Here is a 19,203-nt window from a genome sequence, read left to right on the forward strand (position 1 = left end):
TCTCTGGCCATGTGGGCCTTAACTACTTTTCTCCATCATCGGTTGTTCCGTATGAGAAAGATGTAATTTTATATTACGGACAATCTCGGCCGTTTGTCAAGTTGTCCTAGCGGTGTGATCCATGGTTTTTCGCAAAGAGAAAAACTTTGATGTCTCATCACATTTTTCACCTTGTGTGAACTACCCACCACCTACGCTTCGCTTAGAGATGGGGGCTTCAAGCGACTTGTGTGTGTTCGCCGAACGGTAAGCCACACACAAGAACCCTTTACGCTTCCCTTCGTTCCGAAGGTGTCCGTTCTAGCCATATTCTATCCTATTCGTTGGCTGACGCCAACCGACATTCATCTCCCACTTTCACTTCGCTTCAAAGTGGGAGACTTCTTTCGGAAAGATGTTAAAAAAAGAGAGCCGACTCGTTGAACCGCCCCTCCATGGGATCGAAGAGGCGGTCCACCTTCGGCCCTCTTAATGGCGAATCAAATAATCAAACGCGCTTAACGCCGCGGTTGCACCCGAGCCCATCGAGATAATAATTTGCTTATAGGCGCTGTCCGTGCAGTCGCCTGCGGCAAAGACGCCTTCAATGTTCGTTGCGCCGCGTTTATCAACAATGATTTCACCGAAGCGATTCCGTTCCACCGTTCCTTCCAACCATTCGGTGTTCGGAACAAGGCCGATTTGCACGAACACGCCCTGCAATTCGATATGATGTTCTTCTCCTGTTTCCCGGTCAATGTACGTCAAGCCGTTGACTTTGTCCGTGCCGGTGATTTCCGTCGTTTGCGCGTTTTTAATCACCGTTACGTTCGGCAAGCTGTACAAACGATCTTGCAAAACAGCATCCGCCTTGAGTTCAGGGGCGAACTCCAGCAGCGTCACATGGCTGGCGATGCCAGCGAGGTCAATCGCCGCTTCGACTCCAGAGTTCCCGCCGCCGATGACCGCCACGTGCTTCCCTTCGAACAGCGGGCCGTCGCAGTGCGGGCAATAGGCGACCCCTTTGTTTTTGAACTCTTCCTCGCCCGGCACGCCAAGGTTGCGCCAACGGGCGCCCGTTGCGATGACAACGGTTTTGCTTTTCAACACAGCGCCGTTTTCCAGCTCGACTTCAATCAAGTCTTTTTTCTCGAGCCGTTTTGCCCGCTGCGAGCTCATGATGTCGACGTTGTATTGCTTTACATGTTCTTCAATGCTGGCCGCAAGCTTCGGTCCTTCCGTATATTTGACGCTGATAAAGTTTTCAATGCCGAGCGTATCTAAAATTTGTCCGCCGAAGCGCTCCGCGACAATGCCAGTGCGAATGCCTTTGCGCGCTGCGTAAATGGCTGCTGTCGCACCTGCAGGGCCGCCGCCGATCACCAGCACATCAAACGGCTCTTTGTCGGCGAAGGAAGAAGCGTCCGGAGCACTCCCTAATTTGGCGAGGATATCTTCAAGCGACATGCGGCCGCTCGCGAACAGTTTGCTGTTTAAAAACACCGTCGGTACGGCCATAATCCCTTTTTGCTCCGCTTCTTCTTTAAACGCCGCCCCGTCGATCATCGTATGCGAAATGTTCGGGTTTAACACGCTCATGATGTTGAGCGCTTGCACGACGTCCGGGCAGTTGTGGCAAGTCAAGCTGACGTACGTTTCAAAATGATGTTTGCCCCTGATTTGTTGAATGCGGTCCACGACGTCTTGGCTGACTTTCGGCGGCCGCCCGCTCACTTGAAGCAGCGCCAAAACGAGGGACGTAAATTCATGGCCGAGCGGCACGCCGGCGAAGGTGATGCCGGTGTTTTCGCCGACCCGATTGACGCTGAAGCTTGGCGTTCGTTCCAGCTTCGCTTTTTCCACTTTGATTTTCGGCGACATCGCCGTTAATTCATCGATTAAAGCAAGCATATCGCGGGAAACGTTGTCGTCTCCCGCGCTTACCGTCAAGACAATATCATTTTCAAGCAATTGCAAATACTGAGCTAGTTGCGCCTTGATGTCAGCATCCAACAGCATCGCCTAAGCCTCCTTAAATTTTGCCGACGAGATCCAAGCTTGGCTTCAGTGTTTCCGCTCCTTCTTTCCATTTCGCCGGGCAGACTTCACCAGGATGGTTGCGCACGTATTGAGCCGCTTTAATTTTATCAATCAGCGTGCTGGCGTTGCGGCCGATGCCGTCCGCATTGATTTCCACCGCTTGAATGACGCCGTCTGGGTCAATGATGAACGTGCCGCGCTGCGCCAATCCTTGTTCTTCATCGAGCACATCAAACATGCGCGACAGTTGATGCGAAGGGTCGCCGATCATCACGTATTCGATTTTGCCGATGGCTGGGGATGTATCGTGCCATGCTTTATGCGTAAAGTGGGTGTCGGTCGAAACCGAGTACACTTCCACGCCAAGTTCTTTGAACGTCGCGTAGTGGTCTTGCAAATCTTCGAGCTCTGTCGGGCAGACGAACGTAAAGTCCGCTGGATAGAAGCAAACGATGCTCCATTTCCCCATGAAGTCTTGCTCTGTCACTTCGATGAATTCGCCGTTGTGATACGCTTGGGCGCGGAACGGCTGCACTTTCTTTCCTACCAGAGACATTGCTTCATCTACCTCCTGGATCTGTTATTTTATAATTATTTTAATACAAAACTTATTATCGTATAGCATGTTTGCATTTGTCAACATATACGCTCAAAATTCTTTCTGGAAGGCTGGTGATTGAACAGAAAATGCAGTGCAATCATGCCGCTTTTCAAGTTGAGCAACCTTATCGTTCCTCTTCTCGCCACTCAAGAATCATCGGTTTAAGGGAAATGGTTGTTTTTCACCGGCCTTCTAGGCTCGCCGACAAACATCGTCAAGCCGCGCTCAGCGCCGCATACTCGACCTCCTCACACGCTTGTATTTTCAGTTCCTTAAAGCGAAATATGGTCCGTGCCATTACGGGCGAAACTGCTGTTTTTTCAGCCTTTGCACACCATGAGGGAGCACACCAAACTCAGATGCTAGTTCAAAGGCGCTGTACTCCGATTGAAGACGCATCCATTCATGAAAGTCCACGGACAACACATCGTCCGCCCGATGCGCCTGCTCACTCTTGTCCGCTTGCCGCATCCTCCTTCCTCCTTTCCTTGATCATCCACACTGTTTTCATCTTTCCCATTTTTCGCCGAAAATAAAAAAGAAACCGGGAAACTTCATCGGTTTCCCGGTTTCTCGCTGCTGTCGATGATCAAGGTGACCGGCCCGTCGTTTGTGAGCGATACGTCCATCATCGCACCGAATACGCCGGTTTCTACATGAACGCCTCTTTCGCGCAAAGCGGCGTTGAACGCCTCATACAGCGGCAAGGCATGGTCGGGCTTTGCCGCCGCCATAAAGTTCGGGCGCCGGCCTTTTCGGCAGTCGCCGTAAAGGGTGAACTGCGACACCGACAGCACCGCCCCGCCGACGTCAAGCAAGGAGCGGTTCATTTTTCCGTCTTCATCTTCAAAAATACGCAAATGAGCGATTTTCTCAGCCAAATAGGCAGCATCGTCCTCCGTGTCCTCGTGTGTGACGCCAAGAAGGACGACAAACCCGGCATCGATCGCTCCGACCGTCTCGCCGTCGACGGTGACTTTGGCCTCTTTCGCCCGCTGGATGACCGCTCTCACTCGCCTTCCTCCTTTCGCCGCCCTTAGTTGTTCATCAAGCGCTGGACGGAATAAATGTCGGGAATTTGCTTGATTCGATCGACCACTTTTTGCAAGTGGCTCAAATTATGAATGGCGATCGTCATATGGATCGTCGCGATTTTATGGCGGTGATCGGAGCGTCCCGAAACGGCGGAAATGTCTGTTCGCGTTTCATTGACCGCCTGCAGCACCTCATTCAGCAAACCGCGGCGGTCAAATCCGGTGATCTCAATGTCCACGTTATATTCGCGCTCGCCGTTTGCTCCGCTCTCCCATTCTACGGCAATCAACCGATCGGCCGCTTCTTCGGTCTTGACGTTCGGGCAATCGGCGCGGTGGACGGAAATGCCGCGGCCGCGGGTAATGAAGCCGATAATTTCATCGCCCGGCACCGGGTTGCAGCAGCGCGACAAACGGATGAGCAAGTTGTCCATTCCTTGGACGCGAATGCCGCAGTCGCGCTTTTTGCCAGCTGGCAGCTTGGCTTCGAAGACCGCTTCGGCCAGTTTGCGCTGCTGTTCCTCGAGATCGCGCTGCTTCCGCCATTTTTCCGTCAACCGATGGGCGATTTGCGCCGCTGTGATGCCATGATAGCCGACTGCCGCATACATATCGTCTTCGTTCGAGAAGTTGAACTTTTCGGCGACGCGCTTTACGTTGTCCGCCGTCATCACTTCTTTCGGCTCAAAGCCGAGGCTGCGCACCTCTTTTTCCACCATCTCTTTGCCTTTTTCGATGTTTTCTTCGCGCCGTTGCTTTTTGAAAAACTGGCGGATTTTGTTGCGCGCCTGCGACGTTTTCGCCAGTTTCAGCCAGTCTTGGCTGGGACCGTACGAATGATTGGAAGTTAAAATTTCGACGATGTCGCCCGTTTGCAGCTTGTAATCAAGCGGCACCATTTTGCCGTTCACTTTCGCCCCGATCGTCTTGTTGCCGATTTCCGAATGGATGCGGTAAGCGAAATCGATTGGCACCGATCCGGCCGGCAGCTCGATGACATCGCCCTTTGGCGTGAAGACGAACACCATGTCGGAAAACAAATCCATCTTGAGCGATTCCATGAACTCTTCGGCATTGCTCGCGTCGTTTTGCCATTCCAAAATTTCCCGAAACCAAGACAGCTTTTCTTCAAACGAGTTCGGCTTGATCGTCTTTCCTTCTTTGTACGCCCAGTGGGCAGCAATCCCGAATTCGGCGATTTGGTGCATTTCAAATGTGCGGATTTGCACCTCAAGCGGCTCGCCTTTTGGGCCGATCACCGTCGTATGGAGCGATTGGTACATGTTCGGCTTCGGCATGGCGATGTAGTCTTTAAAGCGCCCGGGCATCGGTTTCCAACATGTATGAATAATCCCCAATACAGCGTAGCAGTCTTTGATGCTGTTGACGATGATGCGGACAGCGAGCAAATCGTAAATTTCGTTAAACTGTTTATTTTGCATCACCATTTTTCGATAAATGCTGTAAATATGTTTCGGACGCCCGGAAATTTCGCAAGGAATATGCACTTCGTTGAGCCGTTCGCGCACTTCTTGAATGACTTCCTCCAAATATTGCTCGCGCTCAGCCCGCTTTTTCTTCATTAAATTGACGATGCGGTAATATTGCTGCGGGTTTAAATAGCGAAGCGCCGTATCCTCAAGCTCCCATTTGATTTTCGAAATGCCGAGCCGATGCGCGAGCGGAGCGAAAATTTCGAGCGTCTCATTGGCAATGCGCCGCTGTTTTTCGGCCGGCAAATGTTTCAATGTCCGCATATTGTGCAGCCGGTCGGCGAGCTTGATCAAAATGACCCGGATATCTTGCGCCATGGCCAAAAACATTTTCCGGTGGTTTTCCGCCTGCTGTTCTTCCTGCGATTTATATTTAATTTTCCCAAGCTTCGTCACCCCGTCGACAAGCATCGCCACTTCCGCGCCGAACTCGCGCTCAAGGTCTTCTTTTGTCGCCTCGGTGTCTTCGATGACATCATGCAAAAACCCGGCGGCGATCGTTGTCGCGTCCATCTTTAAGTCCACCAAAATGCCCGCGACTTGAATCGGGTGGATGATGTATGGTTCGCCCGATTTCCGGAATTGGTCGCGGTGGGCGTGCTTGGCAAACTCGTACGCCTTTTTCAAAAAGGCGACGTCCTGTTCCGACAAATAGCAGCTCGCTCGTTCAAACACTTGCTCCGCTGTCAGCACTTGTTCATTGGCCATAGGGTTGAATCACCTTTTTAATCGATTAAAATTGAAGCTGCAAAGCGCAGAGGTCCGTTGCGTTCATACGGTTAATAAGAAAGAGCACTCATGTGTGAGTGCCCCTTTTTTCTTTATTGTATCCGAAGATGCGAACAATGTCGACTGTTTAAAACTGCATCAGCGTCAAAATGTCGTAGCCTTCCAATTTTTTGCGGCCGCCAAGCTCGGTGAGCTCAATCAAAAACGCCAATCCGGCCACCACTCCGCCGAGCTGTTCCACCAAATCGATCGTCGCCCGCATCGTCCCGCCCGTCGCGAGCAAATCGTCGGTGATCAACACACGCTGCCCTGGCTTAATGGCATCTTTATGCATCGTCAAGACATCTGTTCCATATTCCAGGCCATACTCCACACGGACGACTTCGCGCGGCAGCTTCCCTTCCTTGCGCACCGGCGCAAACCCGACGCCAAGCGCATAGGCGACTGGGCATCCGATGATAAAGCCGCGCGCTTCCGGACCAACGACGATATCAATTTGTTTTTCGCGCGCATATTGAACAATTTGGTCGGTCGCGTATTTGTACGCCGGACCGTTGTCCATCAGCGTGGTAATATCTTTAAACATGATGCCCGGCTTCGGGAAATCGGGCACAATCGTAATGTATTGTTTTAAGTCCATGATACGTTTGCCTCCTCGTGCGTTTGCGAACGTGTCATTTCCGCCAAACAGCGTTTCAATTGCTCGTAAGTGGAATAGACTAACTGATGCTCCGCCTCGAGCTCGTCCCGCCGCCGGCGGTACGTCGGCGATTCGTGCAAATCGCGCTTCGCCGGCTGATGAACGAGCGAAATGACGCCGTTTTGTTCGCTGATAAAGTCAAGCTCTAAAAACACCTTCGCCATAAAATGAACCGTCTCTTCCGTCCAACCGCGGGCGCGGGCCAGCTCACCGCCGCGCTTGGCGAGCGGAAACGAACGGTGTTGATGCAAAAAGGCGTAAAACCATTTAAAATGTTCGCGCGTCGGAAACGTGCGGAAAAATTGCGCCTCGGGCTGGGCGAACACCGCGTAAATGCGCGCCGGCCGCCCGCTGCCAAGAAGCGCCGACAGCAAGGCCAGCCGCGGCGGCACGTCAAGCAGCACGACATAGCGGTCGTCAATCGATAAGGCGCCCGCCTCTTCTTCGGTCGGCACGCAATGAAGCTCCCCGCGAAATGGAGCCACGTCCGGGCGCTGTCCAGTTTTGCAGCGAAAGGAGACGACTAGCCGCTTCTCTTTTGGCAGCCGCTCAAGAAGTGGACGGACGTCGCGGCAGCCGCGGACGTCAAACAGCTGGCAGTCGCTGACCGCCAGATCACACAACGACAGCTGCGGCTTGGCGAACCCGTTCCATTCGTTCACCGACAGCTCCCCGACCGCCGAAATGCGCGCATCCGGAGCGATTTCTTCGCATAACGGCCCGAGGCCGAAGCCGATGGCATCGATCGCGGCCCCGTCTTGGGAAAAGACGGCTTTCATATGGGCTCCGTTCGCCCCGACGCGCCGCATCGTTTCAACGGACGCCCCTTCAATGAGAACAAGCGGCCGCGGATTGCCGACGCCAAACGGAGCGAACCGCTCAAGACCGCGGGCGGCGTCGAGCGTCAACTCAGCAATCGAACAGGAAGCATCGATGAACGTCGGCGGCGTAAAATCGTCCTCAGACAACGTTTCGGCGGCGATGGCGTTCAGCCGTTGCCGCAATTCTTCGACATCATCAAGCGCCAATGTCATCCCCGCCGCCATCGGGTGGCCGCCAAAGTGCGGCAACAGGTCGCGGCATTGCGACAGGCTGGCGAATAAGTCAAACCCATGAATGCTGCGGGCTGACCCTTTGGCGATCCCTTTTTCCTGGTCGATGGAAAGCACGACCGCCGGGCGGTAAAACTGCTCGACAAGCTTAGAAGCGACAATGCCCACCACTCCGGCATTCCATCCTTCGCCTGCCACAACCAAGACGCGATGTTCCTCAGGAGGAAATTGGCGGCGCACCATGTCCGCCGCTTCTTCAGCGATTTGTGCCACAAGCTGCTGACGTTCGCGGTTTAACTCATCCATCTCCGCCGCCAGCTGCACCGCTTCGTTCTCATCGTCCGTCATTAAGAGCGCCACTGCCGGATCGGCGCCGCCGAGGCGCCCCGCCGCGTTCAAGCGCGGAGCGATGACAAATCCGACCGTCTGTTCGTTGATGGCCGCCGCATTAATGCGGCATTGCCGAAAAAGAGCGCGCAGCCCGATGCGCTCCGTCGCTCGCAACGCTTCAAGCCCGTGTGCAACAAAGAGGCGGTTTTCCCCAACAAGCGGAACCAAATCAGCGATCGTGCCGATCGCGACCAAATCAAGCAAATGGCGCGGCACCCGCCCAAGCAAGGCATGGGCTACCTTAAACGCAACGCCGACGCCGGCTAAATCGCGAAACGGATATGTACTTCCCGGCTGCTTCGGATGAATGATCGCATGCGCCTCCGGCAACACCGGACCTGGCTCGTGGTGATCCGTTACGATGACATCCATCCCCCACTCGTTGGCGGCCGCAATTTCCTTGACCGCCGCAATCCCATTGTCGACGGTCACAATGACGGAAACGCCGCGCTCTTTTGCGGAGCGAAACGCCGCCATGTTCGGCCCGTATCCTTCCGTAAATCGGTTCGGAATGTAGAACTCGACCGACGCCCCCGCCTCCTTGAGAGCACTCACCATCACCGACGTGCTGCAAACGCCATCGGCATCGTAATCGCCGTATACCAACACGCGTTCACCCGCGTCGATCGCCCGCTTTAGACGCTGAATCGCTCGCTCCATCCCGTCAAGCAAAAACGGATCATGAAACGGTTGGCGAAGCGGATTGAGAAACGCCGCCGCCTCCGAGGCCGTCCGCACCCCGCGGCGGACGAGAAGCCTCGCCAATAAGGGCGTGACGCCGGCTTCCTCAGCCAGCCGCCTCACCGTCTGCTCATCGAGGCGCTCCACCTCCCAACGCGTTTTCGCTTTCAACATGTCTCCCACCTCAACTCTCCTTATTATACAAAAAGGAGAAAAGGGCAGGCAACGACATTACGGTTTTTTTTCCGGGTTGTACGGGTTGATGTGAACCATGACATTGCGGACGCGCGGCAGCGTCAGCAGTTTTTCTTTCACTTTCTTTCCGATCCGGTGCCCCTCTTCGACCGTCAATCGCGGATCGACGGCGATTTTCAAATCGACGATGACGTAATGGCCGTGCTCGCGCGCATGCAGCTCATTGATTTGCCGCACATCGGGAATGGACAAGACCGCCTCGCGCAAATAGCCGGCCTCCTCCTCGTGAAGCACATGGTCGATCGCCGTATGGACCGACTGTCGGCCAAGGTCCCATGCCATTTTCAGAACAAGCAGCGAGACGAACAATCCGGCGAACGGGTCGGCATATACAAGCCAGTCAATCTCCCATTTTCCACCGACAATGGCGGCGCCGACGCCGATGAGCGCAGCAAACGACGAAAACACATCCGATCGGTGCTCATAGGCGTTGATGATCAGCGCATCGCTGTTTAGCTTTTTCCCGAGCCGGTATTTATAGCGAAACATCGCTTCTTTGACAGCAATCGACAACAACAAGACGTAAATGGCGGCCGCCCCGGGCGGCGACAGTGGGGCGAAAAATGACAGAAACGCCGAGCGCCCGATCTCGATCCCAACGAGAAATAGAAGAACCGCCACAATAATGGCGGCGATGGATTCCGCTTTCCCATGCCCGTACGGATGATCCTCATCCGGCGGGCGCGCAGCGGCCCGCAGTCCGACCCAAACGGCGAACGAGCCGGCAACATCGGACGCTGAATGGGCGGCATCAGCGATCAACGCTTGGCTTTGGCTCCACACGCCGACCGCCGCCTTGACGACGGCGAGCGCCATGTTGCCGGCGATGCCGACGACCGCTGCTGTTTTCGCCTGCCTGAACCGCTGTTCGTGTTCCATGGCCATCTCCCCCACCTTTGCATTCAGCAGCCTCACGCGCTGCCTATGTTGCATCTGACGGTTAGTGTATCCATTTTCCGCCCCGAGCATTGCACCGAACAAAAAAGGCGCCGGAAAAGCACATTCACTTTTCCGGCGCGCTGTTACACCTGCGGTTCGGCCTCGGCCGCCGCTTTTTTGGCTCCTTTCCCTTTTTTGAGCTCCTGTCCTTTCCAAACGACCCAAAGCTGCGAAGCAATGCAAAGCGACGAATAGACGCCGCACACAAGTCCAACGAGCAAGGCGAGGTTGAAATTGCGGATCGCTTCGCTGCCAAAGATGAGCAACGCGATGACCGTAAACAAGACGGTCAATACGGTATTGACCGAGCGCGTAAATGTTTGCTGCAGCGCCCGGTTGACGATATGCTTCAAGTCGTCAACCGTTTTCACTTTCCGCTTTTTCATCAAATCCCGGATGCGGTCAAACGTGACGATCGTATCGTTGATCGAGTACCCGATGATTGTCAGCACCGCGGCGATGAATGTCAAATCGACTTCAAGACGCGTCAAGCTGAACACCGTGACAATGAAAAAGGCGTCATGCAACAGGGCGACGATCGCCGCCAACGCCATCCGCCACTCAAAGCGGATCGTCACGTAAAGAATGATGCCGATCGAGGAAATCAGCACAGCAATGAGCGCATTGCGGGCCAGCTGCTTGCCGACGACCGGCGAGACGGTGCTGATGTTTGGTTCGTTGCCATACGCTTGCTTCAATTCATTTTTCAGCTTGGCAATTTCTTGCTTATCGAGCACGCCAATCAAGCGGACGACGCCTGTTTTCCCATCCGTGCCGGACAGGACGACATCCTCCGGCTTGTAGCCGAGCCGCTCGAAATAGCCGCTCAGCTCTTTCGCATCGATCGGCTGGCTGCTCGTCACCTCAACGCGCGTTCCGCTCGTGAAGTCAATGCCAAGATTCAGCCCCAGGGCAAACAACGAGATGACGCCGGCGATCGTCAATGCGCCAGAGAAAATGAAAAACTTTTGGCTATGTTTGACAAAATCCCAGCGGTCAAACTTCGTAGGCACTTCCGTTTCCTCGGTCGTTTCGGCAATGTTTAAGATTTCCGACTTTTTGACGCCAAACCACTCCGGCTTTTTATCGAGCCAGCGGCTTGACACAAGCAGTCCGAGCAACAGCCGCGTGCCGTAAACGGCGGTGAGAAAGCTGACGACGATGCTGATGATGAGCGTCGTCGCAAACCCTTTCACCGAGCTTGTCCCGTAAATAAAAAGAACAGCGCCGGCGATGATCGTCGTAAGGTTGGCGTCAAAAATCGTCGCAAACGACCCGCGGTTGCCAGCACGGAACGCCGACAGCATCGACTTGCCGAGCTTCAGCTCCTCTTTGATCCGTTCGTACGTAATAATGTTGGCATCGACCGCCATCCCAACCCCTAAAATAAGCGCGGCAATGCCCGGCAGCGTCATCACGACGTTCATCCAATCAAACAAAAGCAAAATCAAATAAATGTATACCGACAGCGTAATGACGGCGATGATCCCGGGAAGCCGGTAAAACCAAATCATGAACAAGAAGATCGCCGCCACACCGATGATGCCGGCCAACACCGTTTTTTGCAGGGCGTTTTTCCCAAACTGAGCGCCGACGGACGTGGAGTAAATTTCATGCAGCTCGACCGGCAGCGCGCCGGCATTGAGCAAATCGGCCAGCTGTTGCGCTTCTTTGACCGTAAAATTGCCGACGATCGACACATCCGTCTGATTGAACACTTGGTTGACTGAAGCGGCGGAAATAAATTTCGGATCCGCTTTGCCCGCTTCTTTCCGGTAGGAGTCCACCCCTTCTTGAAAATCGAGCCAAATGACTAAAATGTTGTTTGGCGGCCCCATTTTATATACTTTTTCCGTCACCTGGCGGAACTTGTCGGCGTCTTTCAATTTCAGAGCGACGCTCGGCCGGCCGTTTTCATCAAACGACAGCTTCGCTCCGCCTTGGACGAGATCGCTTCCGTCCATCAGCACGTTGTCATTGACATCGCGGAACGTCAATTTCGCCTGCGTGGACAAAATTTGGCGCGCCTCATTTTGGTCTTTCACCCCGGCAAGCTGAACGCGGATGCGGTTTCCTCCCTCGATGTCAACGCGCGGCTCGCTGACGCCAAGGACGTTGATCCGTTTATTCAGCGCGCTGACGGTGCTTTGCAGCGTCTCTTGATCAATCTTATCGCCTTTTTTGGCCGGCTTCACTTCATACAGCACTTCAAAACCGCCTTGCAAGTCAAGGCCCAGTTTGATGTTATGTACAATTCCTTGAATCGTCGGCCCCATCACTCCGGCGAACAAAAGCAGGAGCAGAAAAAAGGCGACGATGCGGTTTCGTTTTACCATTCTCCTTAAGATTCCTCCTTCAACTTGCCCAAGCGCCGTCCGGTGTCGCGCCAAGCAAAACATTGGCCTCGCCTTCCATTATGAAACAGCAGCCGGCAAGTGTCAATTTTCCACTATAACAACTCCTTTAAAACCCGCTCCAACTCATCATCGCCGGCCGCCTGCTGCTTATACGAACGCATCGTCAAAAACATCATATACTCGCTCGGCGAAAGAGAGAAAATGTCGCTGACCAACTCATGCAGTTTTTTTTCCGCCGGCCGATGCTTCCACTTGCGGGAACATAAACATTCCCACAGCCCGTCCATCGTCACTTGCGTATAGCCGAGAAGACGAAACTCATCGCACTTCGACTCGAGCGCCGGCATGAGCTGTTCGCGCAGCTTCCGGTTTTCCTCCATCCCCCATACCCCTTGTATCCATTGCCGCCTGCCAATCTTGTCATGCTTGGCCATGGGCCTTGCATATATTGTATAAAAGATGGAGGCATTTGAGAAGGCAGGGGGAGAAAATGTCTAAATTTTTACAAGGTACGGTCATTTTAATCGCCGCTGGCTTTATTACGAAAATTCTCGGCTTCATCAACCGAATTGTCGTCGCCCGCATGATCGGCGATGAAGGAGTCGGGCTGTACATGATGGCCGTGCCGACGCTCGTTTTAGCGATTACCGCGACGCAGATCGGGCTGCCGGTCGCCATTTCCAAACTCGTCGCCGAAGCAGAGGCGGCCGGCGACCGGCAGCGGGTGAAACAAATTCTCGTCGTGTCGCTGGCCACCACCGGCGCGCTAAGCATCGTGCTTCTGCCGGCGTTGATCGCTGCTGCGCCATGGCTCTCCCGGACGATGTTCACCGACCCGCGCACGTACTATCCGCTTCTTGCCATCGCTCCAATTGTGCCGATCGTCGCCATCTCTTCGGTGCTGCGCGGCTACTTTCAAGGACGCCAGCAAATGAAACCGTACGCCTACTCGCTCTTGATGGAACAAATCGTCCGCATCAGCTTGATTGCCTTATGCACACAGCCGCTTTTGCCGTACGGCGTCGAGTATGCCGCCGCCGGCGCCATGGCGTCTTCCGTTCTCGGCGAGCTGGCAGCATTATTGTATTTGCTGTTTTTATTTAAGGTTAAAAAATCGATTCGCCTGCGGACAAAGTTTTTTCACTACGTCCAAGCCGGCAAAGAGACGTTCGTCCGCCTCATGCGCATTGCCTTGCCGACGACCGGCGGCCGTTTGATCGGCTCGCTTTCTTGGTTTTTTGAGCCAATCGTCGTCGCCAACAGCTTGTCATTGGCCGGCATCGCCGCCTCCACTGCCACGAGGCAATACGGACAGCTTGTCGGCTACGCGCTGCCGTTGTTGACGTTGCCGTCGTTTATTACGTACGCGCTTTCGACCGCCCTGGTGCCGGCCATCAGCGAAGCAATGGCGCAACGCAAGCTGCTTTTGGTCGAATACCGGATCGCCCAGGCGATGCGCTTGTCGCTTATCACCGGCGGCCTTTCCACCGTCGTTCTTTACTTGTTCGCCGAGCCGCTCATGCACTGGATGTACGGCACAAGTGAAGCCGCGATCTTTATTCAAGTGATGGCGCCGTTTTTCTTATTGTATTATTTCCAAGGCCCGCTGCAGGCGGTCTTGCAAGGACTGGACTTGGCGAACGCCGCCATGACGAACAGCTTGATCGGAGCGGTGTTGAAGCTCGTGTGCATCTTCGTCCTTGCTTCCCGTCCGAGTTTGGGCATTATGGGCGCGGCGCTGGCGACTGCAGTCAGCACCGTTCTTGTGACGTTGCTTCACTTTGCCACGGTCGTCAAGGCGGTGTCTTTTTCCATCGATGCACGCGAGTACATCAAAGCGCTTGGCGCCATCATCGCTGCGGGCGCAATCGGCTATGCGCTCTCCCGCCATCCGCTTTTGGCCGTGCCCGCACCGCTTTGGACGCTGCTTGCCATGGCCGCGACAGCCGCCCTATATGCCGCCTGCCTCGTTCTGTTCCGGCTCATCCAGCGCGAAGAGCTCGTCTACCTTCCGGGGCTGCACTGGCTGGCCGGCAAAAACAAGCGAAAATAAACGTCTAAACCTGTCCGGCGGTGAATATATTGTGGTAAAAAGCGTTTGGGCCAAGGAGGGATCGCGGTGTCACGGCTTGGCAGCGCACTGGTGTATGGAATCGCCACCATTTTTGTGTTGGCGGCGCTCGTCAGCTTCATTTTTTCGTTGTTGCTCAAATGGACGGACATTCACGAATCGTCGCTCACCTGGATCGTGTTTGCCGCCTCGGTTGTCTCGCTGTTTATCGGCGGCGTTGTCGCCGGCGGAAAAAGCCAAGAAAAAGGATGGCTCGCCGGCGGGCTGACCGGCCTGTCGTTTACGGTGATTATCTTTTTGTTTCAGTTTCTCGGCATCGAAAAACCGTTTACCATCGAGCAATGGCTATACCATCTCGGCTTTTTGATTGCCGCCTCCCTCGGCGGCATCGTCGGCGTCAACTTGTCGCCGACACGCCGCGAGCGGGCGTAAGCGGGTGCATCGATGCGAAAGCGGCTGTTTCTCTATGAAACAGCCGCTTTTTTGACGGCAGCCCGGCTTAGGCGCCGCCCTTTAAGCTCCCGCTACGCCTTGCTTTCCGCCACCACTTCTCTCACCGCGGAGCGGTCGAACGTCAGTCGCGTGCCGTCGCCGGCGCGAACGATGATTTTGTCCTCATCGACCGAGTCGATGATGCCATGCAAGCCGCCAATCGTGATGATTTTATCGCCTTTTTTCAAATTCGCCTGCATTTGCTGGATGGCGCGTTGCCGTTTTTGCTGCGGGCGAATGAGCAAAAAGTAGAAAATCACAAAAAACAGCACAATCAGCAGCAAATTGGCGATCGTTGCGTTCATGCAATCCCCCTCCTTTCCGGTCGTCAAAAGTTTTTTGCATTCGGCTTATTGAAGCCGTAGCGTTCGAAAAATTCCTCACGGAAATCGGCGAGTCGATCTTCACGGATCGCCTGCCTCACCTGCTCCATCAATTTTATCAAAAAATAGACGTTATGGTAAGAAGTGAGGCGGATGCCAAATGTTTCATCACATTTGATGAGATGGCGGATGTACGCGCGCGTATAGTTCCGGCACGTGTAGCAGTCGCAGTTCGGATCGAGCGGCGAAAAGTCCCGGGCATACTGAGCATTTTTGATGACGACTCGCCCTTCGCTCGTCATCACGGTGCCGTTGCGGCCAATGCGCGTCGGCAACACGCAATCGAACATGTCGATGCCGCGGATCGCTCCGTCGATGAGCGAATCCGGCGAACCGACGCCCATTAAATAGCGGGGCTTGTCCGCCGGCAGAAGCGGCGTTGTAAACTCGAGCACCCGATTCATGACCTCTTTCGGCTCGCCGACCGACAACCCGCCGACCGCATAGCCCGGGAAATCGAGCGACACTAAATCGCGGGCGCTCTGCCGGCGCAACTCCTCATACTCGCCGCCTTGGACGATGCCAAACAGCCCTTGCTCATTCGGGCGGCGGTGCGCCTTCAAGCAGCGCTCCGCCCAACGGCTCGTCCGCTCGATGGACTGTTTCATGTATTCATACGTCGCCGGATACGGCGGGCACTCATCAAACGCCATGATGATGTCGGCGCCAAGCGCATTTTGAATTTCGACTGCTTTTTCCGGCGATAAAAACAGCTTATCGCCGTTTAAATGGTTGCGGAAATAGACGCCTTCTTCCTCGATGCGGCGGAATTCGCTGAGGCTGAACACTTGGAAGCCGCCGGAATCCGTCAAAATGCCGCGATCCCAATTCATAAACGCATGCAACCCGCCCGCTTCCGCGACAATGTCATGCCCCGGGCGCAGCCAAAGATGATAGGTGTTGCTTAAAATGACGCCGGCCCCCATTTCCTTCAGCTCTTCCGGCGACAGCGTCTTGACCGTGGCGAGCGTCCCAACCGGCATAAACATCGGCGTTTCAAACGAGCCGTGCGGCGTATGGAGGATGCCAAGGCGCGCGCCCGTCTGCCGGCACGTTTTGATCAGTTCAAAGCGAATCGGTGTCGTCAACGTGCTCGTCTCCTTTCTCAAATGATGAGCATCGCATCACCGAAGCTGAAAAAGCGGTATCGCTCTTTGACCGCTACTTGATACGCGTGCAAAATATTTTCGCGCCCGGCGAGCGCACTCACGAGCATGATGAGCGTCGATTTCGGCAGGTGGAAGTTCGTCACCAGCCCATCAATCCCTTTGAACTCATAGCCCGGATAGATGAAAATGTCGGTCCAGCCGCTTTCTGCAACAAATCGGCCGTTATGTTTGCCGGCGATCGTCTCGAGCGTCCGTGTCGACGTCGTGCCGACGGCGATGATGCGGCCGCCCTGCTCCCGGACGCGGTTTAACGTCTCGGCCGTTTCCTCGCTCATTTGATAAAATTCGGCGTGCATATCGTGCTTCTCGACTTCGTCCACTTGCACCGGCCGAAACGTGCCAAGCCCGACATGAAGGGTGATGAAGACGATATGCACCCCTTTTTCGCGAATGGCGTCAAGCAGCTCTTCGGTGAAATGCAAACCGGCGGTTGGCGCCGCTGCCGAACCAATTTCACGGGCGTACACCGTCTGATACCGTTCCGGGTCGTCAAGCTTTTCTTTAATGTACGGGGCAGCGGCATCTCCCCAAGTTCGGCCAATACTTCATAAAACAGGCCGTCATACGAAAACTCAAGCACTCGCCCGCCGTGTTCCAGCGTATCGAGGCAGACGGCTTCAAGCTTCCCCCCGCCAAAGGTGAGTTTCGTTCCTGGCTTGACTCGTTTTCCCGGCTTGACGAGCGTCTCCCAACGGTCGCCGTCCAATTGCTTTAACAGCAGCACTTCGACTGTTCCGCCCGTTTCCTCTTTTTCGCCGTAAAGCCGCGCCGGCATGACGCGCGTATCGTTTAAAACGAGGCAGTCGCCCGGATTCAAGTACGAAATAATGTTGCGAAACGTTTCATGGCGAATGGCGCCCGTTCGTTTATCGAGCACCATGAGCCTTGATGCCGCCCGGTCTGGAAGCGGCGTTTGCGCAATCAACTCTTCCGGCAAATGAAAATCAAACAAATCGACTTTCATGCAATTCTCCTTCCTTCAGCGAAATCGTCCGAGCACGTAAAAAATCAATGATAACACAACGCTCAGCAAGATGGATGTCACAACGGGAAAATAAAACGTCATATTCCCTTTGCGGATGACGATATCCCCCGGCAAGCGGCCGAGTTTGACAAACTGCATGACAAACCCGACCATGATGAGCACAACGCCGATCGTCATGATCAACTTTGGCAAGCTGTTCACCGCTTCGGAACCTCCATTTCGAAATGGGTGTACGCAGCCGGCGTGACGACGCGCCCGCGCGGCGTACGCTGCAAGAGACCGATCTGCATCAAGTACGGCTCATACACTTCTTCAATCGTTTGTGCTTCTTCGCCGATGACGGCCGCCAGCGTTTCGAGCCCGACCGGGCCGCCGGCGAATTTTTCAATCATCGCTGAAAGCAGCTTATGGTCGATTTGGTCGAGCCCGAGCCGGTCGACTTGCAGCCGCTCGAGCGCCTCGACAGCAAGCGGCAGCGTAATTCTCCCCTCTCCGCGCACTTGCGCAAAATCGCGGACGCGCCGCAGCAAACGGTTGGCGATGCGCGGCGTGCCGCGCGCCCGACGGGCAAGCTCAAGCGCCGCTTCGCGCTCGATGCCGATTTGCAAGATGGCCGCCGCCCGCTCAATGATTTGGGCGAGTTGGTCGACGTGATAGTATTCGAGCCGGCTGATGACACCAAACCGGTCGCGCAGCGGCGCCGACAGCGCCCCGGCTCTCGTCGTCGCCCCGACGAGCGTAAATGGCGGCAAGTCGAGGCGAAGCGTGCGCGCATCCGGCCCTTTGCCGATCGCGATATCTAAGCAATAATCTTCCATCGCCGGATAGAGCACCTCTTCCACCGCCCGCGGCAGCCGGTGGATCTCATCAATAAAGAGCACATCCCCCGGCTCAAGCGAAGTGAGAAGCGCCGCCAAATCTCCCGGCCGCTCGAGCGCCGGTCCAGATGTCGCTCGCAGCTTGACGCCCATTTCATTGGCGATGATCACGGCGAGCGTCGTTTTCCCAAGCCCCGGCGGTCCGTACAGCAACACATGGTCGAGCGTCTCTTCGCGGAGCTTGGCCGCTTCAATGAACACTTTTAAGTTTTCTTTGATCTTATCTTGCCCGATATATTCATGCAAATATTGCGGGCGCAAACTCGGTTCAAGCGCAGTCTCTTCCCCTAAGACCTCCCCGGATACAAGCCGTTCCTTCACCGTCATCCCTCCCTTTGGCCGCTGTTTATCCCAAAAGCAGCGCCAGCGCCCGCTTCACATACTGTTCCGTCGACATCGCTTCTTCGCGGAGCGCCGGAATGATTTTCTCGATCTCCCGTTCAGCGTAGCCGAGCGCCTTGAGCGCCGCCACCGCCTCGGCGAGCGCACCGGAAAGCGGGGCGGCCGAACGTGCAGCCGCCGGCGCCGCAAGCGCCCCGAGCTTCCCTTTTAAATCCAAAATCATTTGCCGGGCCGTCTTTTTGCCCACGCCTGGAAACTTGCATAAAAACGCCTCGTTTTCTTCCTCGATGGCCCGCGCCAGTTCATCCGGACGCCCGGCCGCCAAAATGGCGAGGCCGCCTTTCGGCCCGATGCCCGACACTTGCAGCAGCTTGGCGAACAAGTTGCGCTCCTCGCGTGTTGGGAACCCGTACAAGGCGTGCACACCTTCGCGCACATATTCGTATGTATAGACGGTCACCGCCGCCTCGCGGCTTTCCTGAAACGCAAACGGGTTCGGCGTAAAGATCTCGTAGCCGATGCCGTTATGGTCGATGACGATATATTCCGGGCAGACGTAATCGACATACCCACGGATAAACTCGATCAATGGATGCTCCTCTCCTTTTTTCGTCCTTTCATTGTATCATATGA

17 protein-coding genes, 1 pseudogene and 1 other annotated feature (1 of these 19 cut by a window edge) are annotated in these 19,203 nt (G+C 55.0%); of the genes and pseudogenes, 2 read left to right on the forward strand and 16 right to left on the reverse strand.

All coding sequences use genetic code 11. The features are described 5' to 3' along the window. Window positions 1-48, reverse strand: a binding site (T-box leader) (it extends 184 nt beyond the left edge of the window). Window positions 49-468: 420 nt separating this feature from the next. From ahpF to A0V43_RS10780, 10 genes are all read right to left on the reverse strand, one after another. After that, window positions 469-1,998: an alkyl hydroperoxide reductase subunit F gene (gene ahpF, locus A0V43_RS10740; protein WP_063193070.1), complete on the reverse strand. Its 1,530-nt coding sequence runs from the start codon at window positions 1,996-1,998 to the stop codon at window positions 469-471. 13 nt (window positions 1,999-2,011) lie between these two features. Then, window positions 2,012-2,575 carry an alkyl hydroperoxide reductase subunit C gene (gene ahpC / locus A0V43_RS10745; protein WP_013144645.1) on the reverse strand — a complete coding sequence of 188 codons (564 nt, stop codon included), beginning with the start codon at window positions 2,573-2,575 and terminating at the stop codon, window positions 2,012-2,014. Between the two features lie 342 nt (window positions 2,576-2,917). Next, on the reverse strand, window positions 2,918-3,091 hold the full coding sequence (locus tag A0V43_RS19805; protein WP_013144644.1) for a hypothetical protein: 174 nt from the start codon (window positions 3,089-3,091) through the stop codon (window positions 2,918-2,920). Window positions 3,092-3,174: 83 nt separating this feature from the next. Beyond that, window positions 3,175-3,633: a D-aminoacyl-tRNA deacylase gene (dtd, locus tag A0V43_RS10750; protein WP_063193071.1), complete on the reverse strand. Its 459-nt coding sequence runs from the start codon at window positions 3,631-3,633 to the stop codon at window positions 3,175-3,177. A 23-nt stretch (window positions 3,634-3,656) separates the two neighbouring features. Next, on the reverse strand, window positions 3,657-5,855 hold the full coding sequence (locus A0V43_RS10755; protein WP_013144642.1) for a RelA/SpoT family protein: 2,199 nt from the start codon (window positions 5,853-5,855) through the stop codon (window positions 3,657-3,659). A 148-nt stretch (window positions 5,856-6,003) separates the two neighbouring features. Beyond that, window positions 6,004-6,516, reverse strand: coding sequence for an adenine phosphoribosyltransferase (locus A0V43_RS10760; RefSeq protein ID WP_013144641.1), 513 nt, complete (start codon window positions 6,514-6,516; stop codon window positions 6,004-6,006). Beyond that, window positions 6,507-8,873, reverse strand: a complete 2,367-nt coding sequence (gene recJ / locus A0V43_RS10765; protein WP_063193854.1) for a single-stranded-DNA-specific exonuclease RecJ — start codon at window positions 8,871-8,873, stop codon at window positions 6,507-6,509. Before recJ ends, A0V43_RS10760 begins: the two co-directional genes overlap by 10 nt. Window positions 8,874-8,930: 57 nt before the next feature. Beyond that, a complete protein-coding gene (locus tag A0V43_RS10770; RefSeq protein WP_128578017.1) occupies window positions 8,931-9,839 on the reverse strand; it encodes a cation diffusion facilitator family transporter in 909 nt (302 codons plus the stop codon). 137 nt (window positions 9,840-9,976) lie between these two features. Next, a complete protein-coding gene (gene secDF / locus A0V43_RS10775; protein ID WP_063193072.1) occupies window positions 9,977-12,229 on the reverse strand; it encodes a protein translocase subunit SecDF in 2,253 nt (750 codons plus the stop codon). Window positions 12,230-12,342: 113 nt separating this feature from the next. Further along, complete coding sequence (locus A0V43_RS10780; protein WP_013144637.1) at window positions 12,343-12,630, reverse strand: post-transcriptional regulator; 288 nt, start codon at window positions 12,628-12,630, stop codon at window positions 12,343-12,345. A gap of 110 nt (window positions 12,631-12,740) precedes the next feature. On the opposite strand from A0V43_RS10780, the gene spoVB reads away from it, so the two are divergent. Continuing rightward, window positions 12,741-14,303, forward strand: coding sequence for a stage V sporulation protein B (gene spoVB, locus A0V43_RS10785; RefSeq protein ID WP_063193073.1), 1,563 nt, complete (start codon window positions 12,741-12,743; stop codon window positions 14,301-14,303). Window positions 14,304-14,369: 66 nt separating this feature from the next. Then, on the forward strand, window positions 14,370-14,753 hold the full coding sequence (locus tag A0V43_RS10790) for a TIGR04086 family membrane protein (RefSeq protein ID WP_013144635.1): 384 nt from the start codon (window positions 14,370-14,372) through the stop codon (window positions 14,751-14,753). Window positions 14,754-14,845: 92 nt separating this feature from the next. Here the strand turns inward: A0V43_RS10790 and yajC are convergent, their stop codons facing one another. From yajC to ruvA, 6 genes and pseudogenes are all read right to left on the reverse strand, one after another. Next, a complete protein-coding gene (gene yajC / locus A0V43_RS10795) occupies window positions 14,846-15,118 on the reverse strand; it encodes a preprotein translocase subunit YajC (protein WP_063193074.1) in 273 nt (90 codons plus the stop codon). A gap of 23 nt (window positions 15,119-15,141) precedes the next feature. Further along, window positions 15,142-16,284, reverse strand: a complete 1,143-nt coding sequence (gene tgt / locus A0V43_RS10800; RefSeq protein WP_013144633.1) for a tRNA guanosine(34) transglycosylase Tgt — start codon at window positions 16,282-16,284, stop codon at window positions 15,142-15,144. 17 nt (window positions 16,285-16,301) lie between these two features. Continuing rightward, window positions 16,302-17,329, reverse strand: a pseudogene (gene queA / locus A0V43_RS10805) (tRNA preQ1(34) S-adenosylmethionine ribosyltransferase-isomerase QueA). 15 nt (window positions 17,330-17,344) lie between these two features. Continuing rightward, window positions 17,345-17,551, reverse strand: a complete 207-nt coding sequence (locus A0V43_RS10810) for a DUF2905 domain-containing protein (RefSeq protein ID WP_011232066.1) — start codon at window positions 17,549-17,551, stop codon at window positions 17,345-17,347. Next, the gene (gene ruvB / locus A0V43_RS10815; protein ID WP_063193856.1) at window positions 17,548-18,549 is read right to left on the reverse strand and encodes a Holliday junction branch migration DNA helicase RuvB; all 1,002 of its coding nucleotides are present in this window, start codon (window positions 18,547-18,549) and stop codon (window positions 17,548-17,550) included. Before ruvB ends, A0V43_RS10810 begins: the two co-directional genes overlap by 4 nt. Window positions 18,550-18,574: 25 nt before the next feature. After that, window positions 18,575-19,159 carry a Holliday junction branch migration protein RuvA gene (ruvA, locus tag A0V43_RS10820; protein ID WP_011232068.1) on the reverse strand — a complete coding sequence of 195 codons (585 nt, stop codon included), beginning with the start codon at window positions 19,157-19,159 and terminating at the stop codon, window positions 18,575-18,577. Window positions 19,160-19,203: the final 44 nt, after the last annotated feature.

The organism is Geobacillus sp. JS12, from assembly GCF_001592395.1.
In the GTDB taxonomy this organism is placed as follows: Bacteria; Bacillota; Bacilli; order Bacillales; family Anoxybacillaceae; genus Geobacillus; species Geobacillus zalihae.

Coding starts and splice junctions, on each gene's coding strand:
- recJ (WP_063193854.1), bottom strand. CDS start 8,873: ATGTTGAAAGCGAAAACGCGTTGGGAGGTGGAGCGCCTCGATGAGCAG.
- A0V43_RS10760 (WP_013144641.1), bottom strand. CDS start 6,516: ATGGACTTAAAACAATACATTACGATTGTGCCCGATTTCCCGAAGCCG.
- secDF (WP_063193072.1), bottom strand. CDS start 12,229: ATGGTAAAACGAAACCGCATCGTCGCCTTTTTTCTGCTCCTGCTTTTG.
- A0V43_RS10780 (WP_013144637.1), bottom strand. CDS start 12,630: ATGGAGGAAAACCGGAAGCTGCGCGAACAGCTCATGCCGGCGCTCGAG.
- ahpF (WP_063193070.1), bottom strand. CDS start 1,998: ATGCTGTTGGATGCTGACATCAAGGCGCAACTAGCTCAGTATTTGCAA.
- yajC (WP_063193074.1), bottom strand. CDS start 15,118: ATGAACGCAACGATCGCCAATTTGCTGCTGATTGTGCTGTTTTTTGTG.
- A0V43_RS10755 (WP_013144642.1), bottom strand. CDS start 5,855: ATGGCCAATGAACAAGTGCTGACAGCGGAGCAAGTGTTTGAACGAGCG.
- ahpC (WP_013144645.1), bottom strand. CDS start 2,575: ATGTCTCTGGTAGGAAAGAAAGTGCAGCCGTTCCGCGCCCAAGCGTAT.
- A0V43_RS19805 (WP_013144644.1), bottom strand. CDS start 3,091: ATGCGGCAAGCGGACAAGAGTGAGCAGGCGCATCGGGCGGACGATGTG.
- spoVB (WP_063193073.1), top strand. CDS start 12,741: ATGTCTAAATTTTTACAAGGTACGGTCATTTTAATCGCCGCTGGCTTT.
- A0V43_RS10770 (WP_128578017.1), bottom strand. CDS start 9,839: ATGGCCATGGAACACGAACAGCGGTTCAGGCAGGCGAAAACAGCAGCG.